Genomic DNA, 15,780 nt, shown 5'->3' with positions numbered 1-15,780 from the left:
GGGAGCGAGCCTGCTCGCGAAGACGTCGGTAGATTCAACATCCAGTTGACTGACACACCGCCTTCGCGAGCAAGCTCGCTCCCACAGGGGTATTTAGTGGATTCGATACCTGGTTAAAAATTAGTCAGTGTGCTGCAGGCCATGAGCGATATGGTCTGTAGTCCCTTTCGCTCAGGTTATCCACAGGCCGTTCCACAGCCATTGTGGGTAACGCAGCACAGCTTAGTGACAACCGTGTGACGTCCAGACCCGTTGCGCACTGTGATGGAGGATGCCGTGGCGGCGGGCGAGGGCGTGGCGATCCTTGCTGTAGCCGCCGCCGATCACGCCGACCACCGGGATGTCGCGGCCCAGGCAGTGACGCATCACGCTTTCATCGCGGGCGGCGACGCCTTCGTCTGTCAGCTGCAGATAACCGAGGGCGTCGTCCTTGTGCACATCGACCCCGGCGTCGTACAGCACCAGGTCCGGTTGATACAGCGGCAGCAGGTAGTTAAGGGTGTCATCCACCACCTGCAGATAGTCGGCATCGCCCATACCTTTGGGCAGCGGAATGTCCCAGTCGCTTTCGGCCTTGCGTGCCGGAAAGTTCTTTTCGCAGTGCAGGGAAACGGTGATCGCCTCCGGGGTGTCCTGCAGGATCCGCGCGGTGCCGTCGCCCTGATGCACGTCGCAATCGAAGATCAGCACTCGGTTCACTCGACCGCTTTGCAGCAGGTAATGGCTGATGATCGCCAGGTCATTGAAGATGCAGAACCCGGCCGGGTAGTCGTAGTGGGCGTGATGGGTCCCGCCGGCCAGGTGACAGGCCAGACCATGCTCCAGGGCTTTTTCCGCCGCCAGAATCGAGCCACCGACCGCACGCACCGTGCGCCGCGCCAAGGCTTCGTTCCATGGCAGGCCGAGGCGCCGCTGATCTTCGCGGGACAACTCGCCGCTCATGTAACGTTCGATATAGCGACGGTCATGGGCCAGGGCGAGGATGTCGTTGGGGCAGATCTCGGGACGCAGCAGGTCGGCGTCGCGGGTCAGGCCGCTGTCGACCAGGTGATCGCGCAGCAAGCGGAACTTGTCCATGGGAAAGCGGTGATCCGCCGGAAACTCGGGGCTGTAGTCTTCGTGGTAGATCAGCGGCAGTGGCATGGTGATTTCGTATGGCTGTTGAAGATTGGGAACGCAGGAAAGAGTGAACGATCCTACCAGCGATGTAGACTTGCGGCATGGAAATGGAGGGGCATGATGGAGCCGATTCAGCAACTCGAAAGCGCACGCCTGTTGATGCGTCAGTGGCGCGACGAGGATTTGCCGGCATTTGCGGCGATGTGCGCCGATCCGCAGGTGATGCGCTACTTTCCGGCCCCGCTCAGCCGCCTGGAAAGTGCGTCAATGATCGGCCGGGTGCGCGGGCATTTTGCCGAGCACGGTTTCGGTCTGTGGGCGCTGGAGCGCAAGGACAGCGGTGAGTTCATCGGTTTTACCGGCCTCGGCGTGGTCGGTTTCGATGCGCCGTTCACTCCGGCGGTGGAAATCGGCTGGCGTCTGGCCCGCGAGCATTGGGGCCTCGGCTATGCCAGTGAGGCGGCGTGGACGGCATTGCGCGCAGGCTTTGATCGGCTGGGGCTGAAGGAGATCGTGTCCTTCACCGCGCAGAGCAATCTGCCGTCGGAGAAAGTCATGCAGGCGATTGGCATGCAGCACGATCCGGCCGATGATTTCGATCACCCCAAAGTTGCTGTCGATCACCCCTTGCGCCGGCATTTGTTGTACCGAATTACCAGGGAGCAATGGCTGCAAACCCTGCATGGCTAAGCCGACACGGACGTTTACAATGGCGCGACAGTGGCTCGCGCCAGAACCTGAATGGGCCGCCGCAGCCAAGACTGCGCGGCATAGCGTTGTGTGAGGAGAGTCTGAATGAGCCAAGTGTTGGAAGATCTGGTCGACCTGCTGACCCTGGAACCGATCGAGGAAAACCTGTTCCGTGGCCGCAGCCAGGACTTGGGTTTCCGTCAGTTGTTCGGCGGGCAGGTGCTCGGTCAGTCGCTGTCGGCGGCCAGTCAGACGGTTGAAGAGGCGCGCCATGTGCATTCGATGCACGGCTATTTCCTGCGCCCGGGCGATGCCAAGTTGCCGGTGGTGTATTCGGTGGATCGCGTGCGTGATGGCGGCAGCTTCAGCACCCGTCGGGTCACAGCGATCCAGAAGGGCCACCCGATCTTCACCTGCAGCGCGTCGTTTCAGTATGACGAGGCAGGCTTTGAGCATCAGAGCCAGATGCCGGTGATGGTCGGCCCGGAAAACCTGCCGTCGGAGCTGGAACTGACCCAGCAACGCGCGCACCTGATCCCCGAGCATATGCGCGAAAAACTGCTGTGCCCGAAACCGATCGAAGTGCGCCCGGTCACTGAAAAAGACCCGTACAACCCACAACCGGCGGATCCGGTGAAATACGTGTGGTTCCGTGCCGACGGCGCGTTGGCGGATATTCCGGCGCTGCACAAATACCTGCTGGCCTATGCCTCGGACTTCGGTTTGCTGACCACTTCGATGCTGCCGCACGGCAAGTCGGTCTGGCAGAAAGACATGCAGGTCGCCAGCCTCGATCACGCGCTGTGGTTCCACAATGATCTGCGCGCCGATGACTGGCTGCTCTATGCGATGGACAGTCCGTGGGCCGGCAATTCCCGGGGTTTCTCCCGTGGCAGCGTGTACAACCGCGCCGGGCAACTGGTGGCGTCGGTGACCCAGGAAGGCCTGATTCGTCACCGCAAGGACTGGGCATGAGCCTGAGCGATGTGAAGCACTGGGTGTTCGACATGGACGGCACCCTGACCGTCGCCGTGCATGACTTTGCGGCGATCCGCGTGGCGCTGGAGATTCCGCCCGAGGACGACATTCTCACCCACCTCGCTTCGCTGCCGGCCGAGGAGGCCGCGGCGAAACACGCGTGGTTGCTGGAGCATGAGCGCGATCTGGCGCTGGGTTCGAAACCGGCTGCCGGTGCGGTGGAGCTGGTGCGCGACCTGCACGGGCGTGGCTATCGCCTGGGCATTCTGACCCGCAATGCGCGGGAACTCGCGCATGTGACGCTCGACGCCATCGGCCTGGCCGACTGCTTCGCCGTGGAAGATGTGCTGGGCCGCGATGAAGCGCCACCGAAGCCGCATCCCGGCGGATTGCTGAAACTGGCCGAAGCCTGGAACGTTCCGGCCAACGAGATGGTGATGGTCGGGGACTACCGCTTCGACCTCGATTGCGGGCGGGCGGCAGGGGCGCGGACGGTGCTGGTGAATCTGCCGGACAACCCGTGGCCGGAGCTGACGGACTGGCATGCGCAAGATTGTCTCGAGTTGCGGCGGATGCTTTTGGCCTGAGATCTTCGGTGCCTGTCAGATTGCCTTCGCGAGCAAGCTCGCTCCCACAGGGGAATGCATTCCAACTGTGGGAGCGGGCTTGCTCGCGAAGAGGCCAGAACGGCCACCGCAAGGATTACTGATCAAACAGCGCTTTCTGCCCCTCAGGCGACGTCAACATCCCATCGCCGTTATGCCCGACACCGGGCACTTCAACCAGCCGCTGATTGACCCCTTCCGGATGGCGGCGCAGTAGGTAACTGAAAAACGCCTTGCCCCGCTCCAGTCGATACGCGCCCTGCGCCTCGGCGGCGCAACTCTTGTCCAGCGCCGGATGTTGCGGGTCGGTGTCCTGCTGCCCCAGCAGATAAATCACCTCGCGTTTGATGTAACTGCTTTCAAGCTGCATCGGCGTTTGCCCACCGGCGTACACCGGCATGTCGGTCAGACCGTATTTCCAGCGATTGAAGCCCGGGCACTGTGCGTGATCGAACGCCACTGGCCGCTGTTCGTTGAAATAAGCGTACGACGACGGATTGGCCACCACATACCGCAGGCGAATGCCGTTGGCCTTCAGCGCCGGCTGATCCTTGACCAGCAGGGCGTAGCGCTGCACCACTTGTCCGCCACCGGAATGGCCGAAAATCACGATCTGCTGCACATCCGGAAACTGTTTGCGATCACTGACCCGGGCGACGATGGCGTCGAGTGCGGCGTAGGAGCTCAGCGGCTTCGGCCCTGTGGATAAACCGCCGCCCATCCACTCGTTGCCTTTCCAGCGCAGCAAAGTGTTGGGCAGGGAGTACAGGGCGACGTCGCTTTCGTTGAGAAACTGCGGCGCGATCACCAGCGTGTGCGCCGTTTGCCCGGCCAGTTCAGTGGCGCGTTCGGCACTCTTGCGGTAGGTCTCGGCATTGCGCAGACGACCGTGAATGACGATCAGCACCCGCTCGATTTTTTCCGGTGCCGGGCTGATGCCGACGGCCATTTCGCCGGCCTCGAATTGCAGGCGTCCGGGGCTGATGGCATCGACGCCCGCCGCATGGGCGTTGCCGCCGATGATCAGTAAAGCCAAAAGCCATTTGCGCATTTACAGGTTTTTCGCCGCGAAGGTATCGCACTGGCCGACCTGGCCTTGGGCGAAACCGGTTTTGAACCAGCGCACCCTTTGCGCCGACGTGCCATGGGTAAACGAGTCCGGCACCACACGGCCCTGACCCTGTTGTTGCAGGCGATCATCACCGATGGCGTTGGCCGCATTCAAGGCCTCTTCGACGTCACCCGGTTCCAGCCAGTTCAGGCGCTTCTGCGCATGGTAGGCCCAGACGCCGGCGAGGCAGTCGGCCTGCAATTCCTGGCGCACCAGCAAACCGCCGTCGCCCTGCATCTGCCGGCCTTGCTGACGGGCCGCCTGAATTTTTGCCGAGACGCCGAGCAACGTCTGCACATGGTGGCCGACTTCGTGCGCAATCACGTAAGCCTGAGCGAAGTCGCCGGCAGCCTTGAAGCGCTGGGCCATTTCCTGGAAGAAGGCCATGTCCAGATAAACCTTCTGATCCGCCGGGCAATAGAACGGGCCGGTCGCCGAAGTCGCCAGACCGCAGGCGGAATTCACCCGATTGCTGAACAGCACCAGGGTCGGGTCCTTATATTGGCGGCCGGCCTGCTGGAAAATCGCGCCCCAGGTGTCTTCGGTATCGCCAAGGATCGACCGCACGAATTCGGCCTGCTGGTCGTTGGCCGGTGGCGCCTGACGGGTTTGCGTCGAAGCCGGTGCCGATTGCTCGGTCATTTGCCCGGTGAGCTGGCCGAGGATCTGCAACGGATCCTGGCCTGTGATCCAGCCGATGCCGACGATCAGCAAAATCGCCCCCAGACTCAGACCCTTGCCGCCACCGAAACGCATGCCGCCGCCACCGCCGGTATCATCGCCACGGGCATCGACGACGTTGTCACTGCGTCGGCCTTTTTTCCATAGCATGTGGGAAATCCTCTTTCTGTACGTGGTGATGAGTGTTGCTGGTGTGAGAGTGTGGCGCCAGTCCGGTCGTCCGTCTATTCGCGCACACGCCAACAGGCCCGGCCTCGGGTGACGAGGGCGGGCCTGTTATTGACGAGCGTGTACGCGACTAATTCAATCCGTTGGCGGATTTCTCTCGGCGCGCTGTGCGTCAGCGATCGAATGCATCCCACACCGGGGCGAAATCCGGGCTGACCTGACGCTGATTCTTCGGCAGTGCGGCGATCAGTGCGCGGTCTTCAGCGTCCAGTTCAACCTGCAGCGAAGCCAGGTTCGCCAGTTGATTGGCGCGGCTGCTGGCCTTGGGAATCGCCGCCACGCTGTCCTGATCCAGCAGCCATTTCAACGCGACCTGAGTCGGCAGCACGCCGTGTTTTTCGGCAATCTGCTGAATCTGTGGAATCTCCGAGACCTTGTTACGCGCCAATGGCGTGTAGGCCGTCAGTGCCAGATCGTGTTGGCGGGCATAGTCGAGCAGGGCGTTCTGGCCGAGCAGGACGTGGTACTCGACCTGGATCGCCGAGAGGGGAATACCGTATTCCTCGACGACTGTGCGCAGCAGCGGCAGAGGAAAATTCGCCACACCGATATTGCGTGCCAGACCCTGTTCCTTGAACGAGGCCAACGTGTCGAGGGTGCGCGGCAGATCCCAGTCAGTGCTCGGCCAGTGGATCATGAACAGGTCGACGTAATCGCTGCGCAAGGCCTTGAGGCTGCGCTGCATCGAGTGGCGCATCGCGTCGGGTTGTAACTGATCCCACCAGACCTTGGTGGTGACATGAATCTGCTCGCGGGGTGTCGGTGTGTTCGCCAATGCTTGTCCGACGGCGTCTTCGTTGTTGTAGGCCGCTGCCGTGTCGATGTGCCGGTAGCCGAGTTCCAGCGCTTGCTCGACGGCACGGGTGCATTCGTCGCCGAGCATCGGCCAGGTGCCGAGGCCGAGTTTCGGCATGTTCAAACCCAGGGCGTTAACGATGTGCTGCATGGTCGATCTCCTGTTCGAAAGCAGTGATGCCGGCGATATGCCGGGCGGCGATGTAACCGAAAGTCAGCGCCGGGCCGAGGTTGATCCCGCCCGCCGGATAGTGCCCGCCCATGATGCTGGCCATGTCGCCACCGGCGGCGTAGAGCCCGGCGATGGGGCGGGCATGGGCGTCGAGCACTTGCGCATGCGGGTTGACCTTGAGCCCGGCAAAGGTACCGAAGCAGCCCGGTTGGACTTTCACGGCATAGAAGGGGCCTGTCTCTATTGGGGCAACGCAAGGGTTGGGAAGGTTCGCCGGATCGCCCTGTTTGCGGTTGTAGGGCGTTGCGCCGCGACCGAACAACGGGTCCTCGCCGTGGCGTGCATGGCGGTTGTAGTCCTCCACCGTGTGGCGCAACCCGCTGGGGTCGATACCGCAGGCGCTGGCCAATTCTTCAAGGGTGTTGCCGGTTTTCAGATAGCCGCTGCGGATAAATCCTGACACCGGTACGGGAAATGGCCGCGACATGCCCAAGCCATAACGCCGTTGAAAGGCGCGGGTGCAGATCAGCCACGAGGCGACTTCTTCGCCTTCAGGCGTGGCGGCAACCATGGCGCTGACGTAGTCGTAGTAACCGTTGGCTTCGTTGACGAAGCGTTGGCCGTTGCGCAGTACGCCAATAATTCCCGGCTTGCCGCGTTCGATGATGTGTGGGAAATGGCCGATGCTGCCGTCGGCATGGGGCACTTGCGAGACCGGCGCCCAGGCCACGGGCGAAGCCACGTCGGTGTTGACCGTGGCGCCGACACTTTCGCCCAGGCGCAGGCCGTCGCCATTCACCGCCAGCGGCGGCAGTGCCCAGTGTTCATGACCCGTGGGCGTGCGCGGAAACAAGGCCTTGCGTCGCTCGATGTCGTTGGCAAATCCACCGGCGGCCAGCACCACGGCTTTGCGTGCATGAATGCGGATCGGACCTTTGGCGCTGCTGACCAGCGCGCCGCAAACCCCTGCTTCATCGCGCAGCAGTTCAGTCACTGGCGCCGACGCCCAGAGCAGGACGCCAAGGTCCTCGGCGGACTTCGCCAGTCGTGCGACCAGCGCCACACCGTTGACCAGTTGCATGGCCCGGCCGTGTACCGCGAGGTCAAGCAAGTGCCGGGTAAAACGCCGGGTTACGTGCCACGCGGCTTTCAGTGATCGGCTGAGATTGAGGAACGCCGCAAGGTCGGCGCCGGCCATGATTGGCATGCCCATGAAGGAGGTTTCGCGCATGGTTGTACGCAGGCGCTTGAGCAGGCGTCCGACTTGTCGTCCGTCGTAAGGCGCCGCGATGACCGAGCGACCGCCCGTGCCCGCGCCGGGTGTATCGCCATGAATGTCGGCGATGGTATTGCCGTCGGCAAATTGCAGAGCGGTGTGCTGTTCAAAAAACGCGACCATGCGCGGCCCGGCGGTGAGGAAGGCATCGACCATTGCCGGGTCGTAATACTCGCCGAGTTCGTGGCGCAGGTAAGTGCGCGGTTGCTCAACGTCCTCGACGATGCCGGCGCGCCGGGCCAGCGGATTGCACGGCACCCACGCCCAGCCGCCGGACCACGCGGTGGCACCGCCGAATACCGGATCTTTTTCAACCACGATGACTTTCAGACCATGCCACGCCGCAGTGACCGCTGTGGATAAACCGGCGGCACCGGAGCCGACGACCAGAACGTCGCAGTCGATTTCGGGAAGTTCGGCAGGCATCAGGCAAAGCTCCGCAGCAGGGTTTATTGGAATTGGATTCCAGAAACTAACCAATGAAGCGTGGCTGCAACAAGGCTTGTTTCAGTAAAGTGGGCGGTTATCGCCCGGCCAGTTCCGGATTTCGCTTTGTGTGAGATGTCTTCTAGAATCGGCAAAATTTCACTTGGATTTCCCCATGGCCGGCAGTCAGATCGAACGGGTTTTCAGCGTGCTCGAAAGCCTCACCAGTGAGCCGCGCGGGCTGCCGATGCAGACCCTCGCCGAACAACTGGACATCCCGAAAAGTGCCACTCACCGGATGCTCGCCGAGCTGATTCGCCTGGGTTACGTGCGGCAGAATGCCGACACTTTGCGCTATCACTTGTCGACCAAACTGGTGGCGATGGGGTTTCAGTATCTGTCGAGCAGCGGTGCCGACATCGTGCAGCCGGTGCTGGATCGACTGGCTCAGGAAACCGGTGAACTGGTGCGTCTGGGGGTGATCGATGGCGAGCGCCAGACCTGGATCGCCAAGGCACAGGGCGCACGCACGGGCTTGCGTTATGACCCGGACATGGGGCGCGATGCGCCGCTGTTCTACACCGCCTCCGGGCATGCATGGCTGGCCTGCATGAGCGATGCCGAGGCGTTGTCGCTGGTCGAGCGCCAGGGCGCGGAAGTACCGGTGGGCGTCGGGCCGAATGCGCCGCGCTCCAATATCGAACTGCTGGAGCGCCTGCGCCTGGCGCGGGAACAGGGTTATGCCTGTGTCGAGGAAAGTTCGGCGGTGGGCACCTCGGCGATTGCCGCGGTGGTCAAGCATCCGGTGGACGGGCGAGTGATCGGCGTACTGAGCATTGCCGGGCCAAGCGCACGGATGCCCGGCGCGCGACTGCACGAATTGGCGCCGTTGCTGGTGAAGTTCACCGAGGAGTTGTCGGCGGCGAGTCTGGCGTCTGAGTTATTCATCTGACCTATCCCCTGTACGAGCTGCCGAAGGCTGCGATCTGTTGATCTTGACCTTAAAAACAAAGTCAAAAGATCGCAGCCTGCGGCAGCTCCTACAGGTCAGGCGTTGGTATGAAGTTGTGCGGTGTTCGCACGGTTTTCCCATCACTGGGTGTTTGATTGTGGAACGTGGTTCTAAATTGTTGCTGGAGTGACTTTTCCAACAACAATCACAAAAGGATCGCGTCTTGACTCCGCCCCTTCGTATCGCCCTGATCGGCGCTGGCAACATGGGCCAGCAGCATTACCAGCACCTGCAAACCCTCAACGAAGCCCGCTTATGCGCAGTGGCCGATCCCGGCCCGCAGGCTGCCGCGCTGGCGGGGCAGTGGGGCGTGGCGTATTTCGCCGATCATCGGCAGATGCTGGAGCAGGCGCGGCCAGACGCGGTGATCGTGGCCAATCCGAATAATCAGCACGTCAGCACCGCCCTGGATTGCCTCGCCGCCGGGGTTCCAGTGTTGCTGGAGAAACCGGTCGGCGTGCACCTGGATGAGGTGCGTGAGCTGGTGGCAGCGGTCAAACGCTGTGGCGTGCCGGTGCTGGTCGGCCATCATCGGCGGCACAATCCGCTGATCGTGCGCGCCCATGAGTTGTTGCGCAGCGGCGCGCTCGGGCGGCTGACCACGGTTACCGCGCTGTTCCAGTTACGCAAACCCGACCGATATTTCGAGATCCCGTGGCGCCGTGAACCGGGGGCGGGCCTGTTGCTGACCAATCTGATTCACGACCTCGATCTGCTGCGTCACCTGTGCGGTGAAGTGCAATCGGTGCAGGCCGTCACCGACAACGCGGTGCGTGGTTTTGCCAACGAGGACAGCGTGGCGCTGTTGCTGCAATTTGCCGACGGTGCACTCGGTACGCTGAGCGGTTCTGATGCGGTCGCCGCGCCGTGGAGCTGGGAGCTGAATTCCGGGGAAAACCCGGTCTACCCACGTCAAGTCGATCAGCCGTGTTATCTGCTGGCGGGTACCGCCGGGGCGCTGAGCATTCCGCAACTCAAGCGCTGGCATTACGCTGCCGATCAAGTCGATGCCGGTTGGCACGAGCCTTTGCTCGCGGTGCAGGAACATTGCGCGGCCGGGGACGCGTTGCGTTTGCAACTGCAACATTTTGTGCAGGTCGCGCGGCGTGAAGTCGAACCGCTGGTCAGTGCCGCCGATGCCGCGCGAACATTGGCGCTGGTCGAGGCGATTCGCGAGGCGGCGGCCAGCGGTCGTACCTGTTCCCCTGCAGTGGTCGAGGCTTGAACATGAACGAACGAATCCTGTCCCTGGCCAGTCTCGCCGTACTCGAATTGTCGCCACCGCAAATGGTCGAGGTGGCGGCGCGTGCCGGTTACAGCCATGTCGGCTTGCGTCTCGAGCCGGCGACGCCCGAGGAATATCACTTTCCGTTGGTGGCCGATGCTGATTTGCGGCGTCAGACACTGGCGCGTTTGCGCGACACTGGCATCGCTGTGCTCGATGTGGAAATCCTGCGCTTGAAACCGCAAACCGTGGTCGCCGATTTTGAGCAATTGCTGGCCGTCGGTGCGGAGTTCGGCGCCAGTGAGTTACTGGTCGCCGGCAACGATCCTGACGAGCAACGGCTCACCGACAATTTTGCTGCGCTGTGTGATCTGGCGGCACCTTACGGCTTGCATCCGCATCTGGAGTTCATGCCCTGGACCGATGCGCGCAACCTCGAGCAGGCGTTGCGCATCGTTGCCAACGCCGACCGGGAAAATGCCGCGGTGCTGGTCGATGCCTTTCATTTCGATCGCTCCGGCTCACGGCTGGAGGATCTGGCCCACGTCGCGCCTGCGCGCCTGCGTTATGCGCAATTGTGTGATGTGGCGGGCCCGAGACCGGCGGACATGGCCGAGATCTTGCGTCAGGCGCGCAATGAGCGGCGGTTTCCCGGCGAGGGCGATTGTGACTTGCTCGGGTTGCTGAAAGCGCTGCCGACTAATCTTGCGTTGAGCCTGGAAATTCCTGCGGTGAAATTGCTCGAGCAGGGCGTGAGTGGATTGCAGCGGGCGCAGATGGCGATTGATAGCACCCGAGCGTTGTTGGCGCAGCTTTAAGCGCTGCTGCGCACCTGTCGCGGGCAACCCCGTTGCCACAGGGACAGGGTTGTTCCAGTGGCGACGAGACTTGCCTGCGAAGATTTTTGATCTTTTTTGCAACACAAGGAAATCCGATGACCGTCAGCACCCCGCTCTCTGGTGTCAACCAACCCTTCAAGGGGATCTTGCTGATTGTCGTGGCGACTTTCCTGTTCTCCAGCCACGACGCCCTGTCGAAATACCTCTCGGGTTTCTACCCGATCATCATGGTGGTGTGGGCGCGGTATCTGGTGCACACCTTGCTGATGGCGGGGATTTTCCTGCCGCAGTCGGGGTTGCGCGTGCTGCGCACCAAGCGGCCGTTGTGGCAGTTGGCGCGGGCGTTGTGCCTGCTCGGCACCAGTCTGTTTTTCACCACTGCGCTGCTGTACATCCCGCTGGCCGAGGCCACGGCGGTCAACTTTCTTGCGCCGGTGCTGGTGACGGCCCTGTCGGTGCCGCTGCTCAAGGAACGGGTGACGCGCGGACAGTGGATCGCGGTGATCTGCGGTTTTATCGGGGTGCTGATCATCGTCCATCCGGGCGGCGAGCTGTTCACTCCGGCGGTGCTGCTGCCGTTCTGCTCGGCGCTGTTTTTCTGCTTCTATCAACTGCTGACGCGCAAGCTCGCAGAAGTCGACAGCCCGACCACCAGCAACTTCTTCGCCGGGTTGTGCAACACCTTGGTGATGAGTGCGCTGGTGCCGTTCTTCTGGCAAGTGCCAACGTTGTCTCACGCCGTGTTGATGCTGGCGCTGGGCAGCTGCGGGATGACCGCGCACCTGTTTCTGACCCAGGCGTTCCGCCATGCCGCGCCGGCATTGCTGGCGCCGTTCGGTTATTGCCAGATCGTGTTTGCCGGGTTGTTGGGGTGGGTGGTGTTCAATCACACGCCGAGTCTGTTGACGGTGATCGGGATTGCGGTGATCTGTTGCAGCGGCCTGGCGGCGGCGTGGCAGCAGAGCCGTAAGTGAGATAAAGACACAACCCTGTGGGAGCGGGCTTGCTCGCGAAGGCGGTGGATCAGTCGACATCAATGTTGAATGTCAATCCGCTTTCGCGAGCAAGCCCGCTCCCACAGGGTGAGGGTGGTGTAGGCAGGTTACTCGGTAACGTCTGGAATCTTGCGCGGCGCCATGAAGTACATCCAGGTCAGCGCCAGGAAGTACATCGCCGGAATCAGCGTGAACAACACGGTGTAGTTGTTGTTGGTGACGGTCAGGATGTGGCCGACGATCTGGGTCATGAACATCCCGCCGATCGCTGCGCACATGCCGCCGAAACCGAACACCGTGCTCATCATGTGCTTGGGCGTGTAGTCCATCACCAGGCTCCAGATGTTCGCAGTCCAGGCCTGATGCGCGCCGATGGCCAGAGAGATTGCCGCGACGGCGACCCACAGATTGCTCGAACCGGCGGCCATGATCACGCCGATGATGCAGCAGGCGAACAGGAACATCGACAGCAGCCGCGCCTTGATCGAGTTCATCCCGCGACCGATCAGGAACGACGACAGAATGCCGCCGCCGACGCTGCCGAAGTCGGCCGTCACGTAGATGATGATCAGCGGAATACCCATCTGGGTCACGTTGATGCCCAGGTTGTATTGCTGATTGAGAAACGGCGGCAGCCAATACAGGTAGAACCAGAACACCGGCGCTGTCAGCGAATAGGCGAGGGCGAACGCCCAGGTGCCACGCATGCGCAGGATTCGTGAAAACGGTACGCGGGCCTGTTCCGGTTCGACTTCCTGCTGGATGTAGTCGAGTTCGGATTTCTTCACTCGTGGATGGTCTTCCGGGTTGAAGTATTTCAAGCCCCAGAACAGCAGCCAGATTCCGCCGAGGGCCGACATGCACAGGAACGCCGCCTGCCAGCCCCACACGTGGAGAATCAGCGGCAACAGCATCGGCGTGAACATGGCGCCGACGTTGGTCCCGGCGTTGAAGATGCCGGTGGCCACCGCGCGTTCACCGGCCGGGAACCACAGGCGCGTGGTTTTCACGCAGGCCGGGTAGTTGGCCGCTTCGGTCAGGCCGAGGATGAACCGGCAGACCATGAAGCCGACGGCCGAAGTCGCCAGACCGTGCGCGCCGGTGGCCAGGCTCCAGAGCAGCACTGCGCAGAAGAACACGCGTTTCACGCCGACCCGGTCGATCAGGCGTCCCTGCAGGACGAAACCAATCGCGTAGCCGACCTGAAACCAGAAGTTGATGTTGGCGTAATCCATCGCCGTCCAGCTCATTTCCTTAGCGAGGATGGGCTGCATGACGCCGAGGGCGGCGCGGTCGATGTAGTTCAGGGTCGTGGCGAAAAACACCAGCGCCAGCATGCCCCAACGGGTCTTGCCGACAGCCATGGCGCCGCGGATCTTGTCGCCGATGCCACCCGTGGCAGTGCTCATGGCCGGGGCCATGCGGGAAGTCTGTGAAGGAATCATTGTTCCACCCGTTTTTGAATTTGTTATGTGGTGTTGTTTGCACGCACTGCGACCGAAGGTTCATTTCCGGACTCAATGTGAAGTCGATGGTGGGCAGTGGACGAAAAATCGTCAATTCGTCGAAACGCCATAGTGTTCGATAATCGCACGCAAAACTAACCGGCTGGTACACTTTAAATTGCTGCTGAAGACGATGCAGCCAATAATTTCCTCACGATAAAAACGATCCCCTGTAAAAAACTGCAGCGCAGTCCCGGGAGTAGAAACATGCAGCGTTCCATTGCCACCGTTTCCCTGAGCGGCACCCTGCCGGAAAAGCTCGAAGCCATTGCCGCCGCCGGGTTCGACGGCGTCGAGATTTTCGAGAACGATCTTCTGTATTACGACGGCAGCCCGCGGGAAATCAGGCAGATGTGCGCTGACCTGGGGATCGCCATCACCCTGTTCCAGCCGTTCCGCGATTTCGAGGGCTGCCGCCGTGATCGACTGGCGCGCAATCTGGAGCGGGCCGAGCGCAAATTCGACCTGATGCAGGAACTGGGCACCGATCTGGTGTTGGTCTGCAGCAACGCCTCGGCGGACAGCATCGGCGATCAACAGATTCTCGTCGATGACCTGCGCCTGCTGGCTGAACGGGCCGGCGCTCGCGGGTTGCGCATCGGCTATGAAGCGCTGGCCTGGGGCCGGCACGTCAATACTTATCAACAGGTCTGGGACATCGTCCGCCAGGCCGATCACCCGGCCCTCGGCGTGCTGCTCGACAGCTTTCACACCTTGTCGCTGAAAGGTGACCCAAGCGCGATTGCCGACATTCCCGGCGACAAGATCTTCTTTGTGCAAATGGCCGACGCGCCGATCCTCGCCATGGATGTTCTGGAATGGAGCCGGCATTTCCGTTGCTTCCCGGGGCAGGGCGAATTCGATCTGCCGGGGTTCCTCGCGCCGATCATCCAGAGCGGCTACACCGGGCCGTTGTCGCTGGAGATCTTCAACGATGGTTTCCGCGCCGCACCGCCACGGGCGAATGCCGCCGATGGTCTGCGTTCGCTGCTGTATCTGGAAGAGAAAACCCGTCAGCGCCTGGAACAGCAAGCAACGCCGGTGGCCAACCGCGAAATCCTCTTCGAAACGCCGCCGGCCAGCGAATACAACGGCATCGAGTTTCTTGAGTTCGCCGTCGACGAAAGCCTCGGCGCCAAACTGAGCAACTGGCTGGAGCGGCTGGGCTTCGTCAAGGCCGGGCAGCACCGCTCCAAGAGCGTGAGCCTGCTGCGTCAGGGCGATATCAACCTGATCCTCAACGCCGAACCGTATTCGTTTGGCCACAGTTTTTTCGAGGCCCACGGCCCGTCGCTGTGCGCCACCGCCGTGCGGGTCAAGGACAGCGCCAGCGCACTCGCTCGTGCGGTCGCTTACAAGGGCCAGCCCTATCGCGGTCTGGTCGGCCCCAACGAACTGGAACTGGCCGCGGTGCGTGCGCCGGACGGCAGCCTGATTTATCTGGTGGATGAAGCGGCGGATGTCTATGGCACCGACTTCAATCTGCTGCCGAACGCTCAGGCCCGTGGCGGCCTCAAGCGCATCGATCACATGGCCATGGCGTTGCCGGCCGACAGCCTCGACAGTTGGGTGCTGTTCTACAAGAGCCTGCTGGATTTCGAGGCTGACGATGAAGTGGTGCTGCCCGATCCGTACGGGCTGGTGAAGAGCCGGGCGTTGAGAAGCCGCGACAGTTCGATCCGCCTGCCGCTGAACATCTCGGAGAACCGTAACACCGCGATCTCCCACGCGCTGTCGAGTTATCGCGGCTCCGGTGTGCATCACATCGCCTTCGATTGTGATGACATCTTCGCCGAAGTCAGCCGCGCCAAAGAAGCCGGTGTGCCGTTGCTGGATATCCCGCTCAACTATTACGACGACCTCGCCGCGCGCTTCGATTTTGACGACGAATTCCTCAGCGAGCTGGCGTATTACAACGTGCTCTACGACCGTGACGCGCAGGGTGGCGAGTTGTTTCACGTGTACACCGAGCCGTTCGAGGGGCGCTTCTTTTTCGAGATCATCCAGCGTAAAAACGGTTATGCCGGTTATGGTGCGGCGAACGTCGCGGTGCGTCTGGCGGCGATGGCCAAATCACGCAGCGGCGCGGTGCGCCAGGCGAAGTTGTAGGAAATTCGTAAACG

Annotated in this window: 14 protein-coding genes; 8 read left to right on the top strand and 6 right to left on the bottom strand. The window is 61.9% G+C overall.

All coding sequences use genetic code 11. The features are described 5' to 3' along the window. Positions 1-222 precede the first annotated feature (222 nt). Positions 223-1,143, bottom strand: coding sequence for a histone deacetylase family protein (locus tag ACVHNU_RS21115; protein WP_003228470.1), 921 nt, complete (start codon positions 1,141-1,143; stop codon positions 223-225). 96 nt (positions 1,144-1,239) lie between these two features. Here ACVHNU_RS21115 and ACVHNU_RS21110 point away from each other — a divergent pair, with 96 nt between their 5' ends. The 3 genes from ACVHNU_RS21110 (at position 1,240) to ACVHNU_RS21100 (ending at position 3,374) form a co-directional block, all read left to right on the top strand. Then, on the top strand, positions 1,240-1,809 hold the full coding sequence (locus ACVHNU_RS21110; protein WP_003228468.1) for a GNAT family N-acetyltransferase: 570 nt from the start codon (positions 1,240-1,242) through the stop codon (positions 1,807-1,809). Between the two features lie 105 nt (positions 1,810-1,914). Then, positions 1,915-2,784: an acyl-CoA thioesterase II gene (tesB, locus tag ACVHNU_RS21105; RefSeq protein WP_473018244.1), complete on the top strand. Its 870-nt coding sequence runs from the start codon at positions 1,915-1,917 to the stop codon at positions 2,782-2,784. Continuing rightward, positions 2,781-3,374, top strand: coding sequence for an HAD family hydrolase (locus ACVHNU_RS21100; protein ID WP_473018243.1), 594 nt, complete (start codon positions 2,781-2,783; stop codon positions 3,372-3,374). Before tesB ends, ACVHNU_RS21100 begins: the two co-directional genes overlap by 4 nt. A gap of 115 nt (positions 3,375-3,489) precedes the next feature. Here the strand turns inward: ACVHNU_RS21100 and ACVHNU_RS21095 are convergent, their stop codons facing one another. From ACVHNU_RS21095 to ACVHNU_RS21080, 4 genes are all read right to left on the bottom strand, one after another. Then, a complete protein-coding gene (locus ACVHNU_RS21095; RefSeq protein WP_473018242.1) occupies positions 3,490-4,443 on the bottom strand; it encodes an alpha/beta fold hydrolase in 954 nt (317 codons plus the stop codon). Continuing rightward, positions 4,444-5,334 carry a KPN_02809 family neutral zinc metallopeptidase gene (gene ypfJ / locus ACVHNU_RS21090; protein ID WP_223007232.1) on the bottom strand — a complete coding sequence of 297 codons (891 nt, stop codon included), beginning with the start codon at positions 5,332-5,334 and terminating at the stop codon, positions 4,444-4,446. A gap of 190 nt (positions 5,335-5,524) precedes the next feature. Then, positions 5,525-6,358, bottom strand: a complete 834-nt coding sequence (locus ACVHNU_RS21085) for an aldo/keto reductase (protein ID WP_473018241.1) — start codon at positions 6,356-6,358, stop codon at positions 5,525-5,527. Further along, complete coding sequence (locus ACVHNU_RS21080) at positions 6,342-8,081, bottom strand: FAD-dependent oxidoreductase (RefSeq protein WP_473018240.1); 1,740 nt, start codon at positions 8,079-8,081, stop codon at positions 6,342-6,344. Before ACVHNU_RS21080 ends, ACVHNU_RS21085 begins: the two co-directional genes overlap by 17 nt. A gap of 175 nt (positions 8,082-8,256) precedes the next feature. On the opposite strand from ACVHNU_RS21080, the gene ACVHNU_RS21075 reads away from it, so the two are divergent. The 4 genes from ACVHNU_RS21075 (at position 8,257) to ACVHNU_RS21060 (ending at position 12,131) form a co-directional block, all read left to right on the top strand. After that, entirely contained in the window at positions 8,257-9,033 is a 777-nt protein-coding gene (locus ACVHNU_RS21075; RefSeq protein WP_103484811.1) for an IclR family transcriptional regulator, read from the top strand. Between the two features lie 223 nt (positions 9,034-9,256). After that, complete coding sequence (locus ACVHNU_RS21070) at positions 9,257-10,318, top strand: Gfo/Idh/MocA family protein (RefSeq protein ID WP_473018239.1); 1,062 nt, start codon at positions 9,257-9,259, stop codon at positions 10,316-10,318. 2 nt (positions 10,319-10,320) lie between these two features. After that, on the top strand, positions 10,321-11,136 hold the full coding sequence (locus tag ACVHNU_RS21065) for a sugar phosphate isomerase/epimerase family protein (protein WP_473018238.1): 816 nt from the start codon (positions 10,321-10,323) through the stop codon (positions 11,134-11,136). Between the two features lie 116 nt (positions 11,137-11,252). Continuing rightward, a complete protein-coding gene (locus ACVHNU_RS21060; RefSeq protein ID WP_003228449.1) occupies positions 11,253-12,131 on the top strand; it encodes a DMT family transporter in 879 nt (292 codons plus the stop codon). A gap of 128 nt (positions 12,132-12,259) precedes the next feature. Here ACVHNU_RS21060 and ACVHNU_RS21055 read toward each other — a convergent pair whose 3' ends face one another. After that, positions 12,260-13,597 (bottom strand): MFS transporter, encoded by a 1,338-nt coding sequence (locus ACVHNU_RS21055; protein ID WP_003228447.1) that lies wholly within the window; start codon positions 13,595-13,597, stop codon positions 12,260-12,262. A gap of 267 nt (positions 13,598-13,864) precedes the next feature. Between ACVHNU_RS21055 and quiC the strand changes: the two genes are divergently transcribed. Next, complete coding sequence (gene quiC, locus ACVHNU_RS21050; protein ID WP_003228443.1) at positions 13,865-15,766, top strand: 3-dehydroshikimate dehydratase QuiC; 1,902 nt, start codon at positions 13,865-13,867, stop codon at positions 15,764-15,766. Positions 15,767-15,780: the final 14 nt, after the last annotated feature.

It is taken from the genome of Pseudomonas sp. Ors-4-3C, from assembly GCF_055755035.1.
This window is presented reverse-complemented; position numbering and strand designations above follow the sequence as displayed.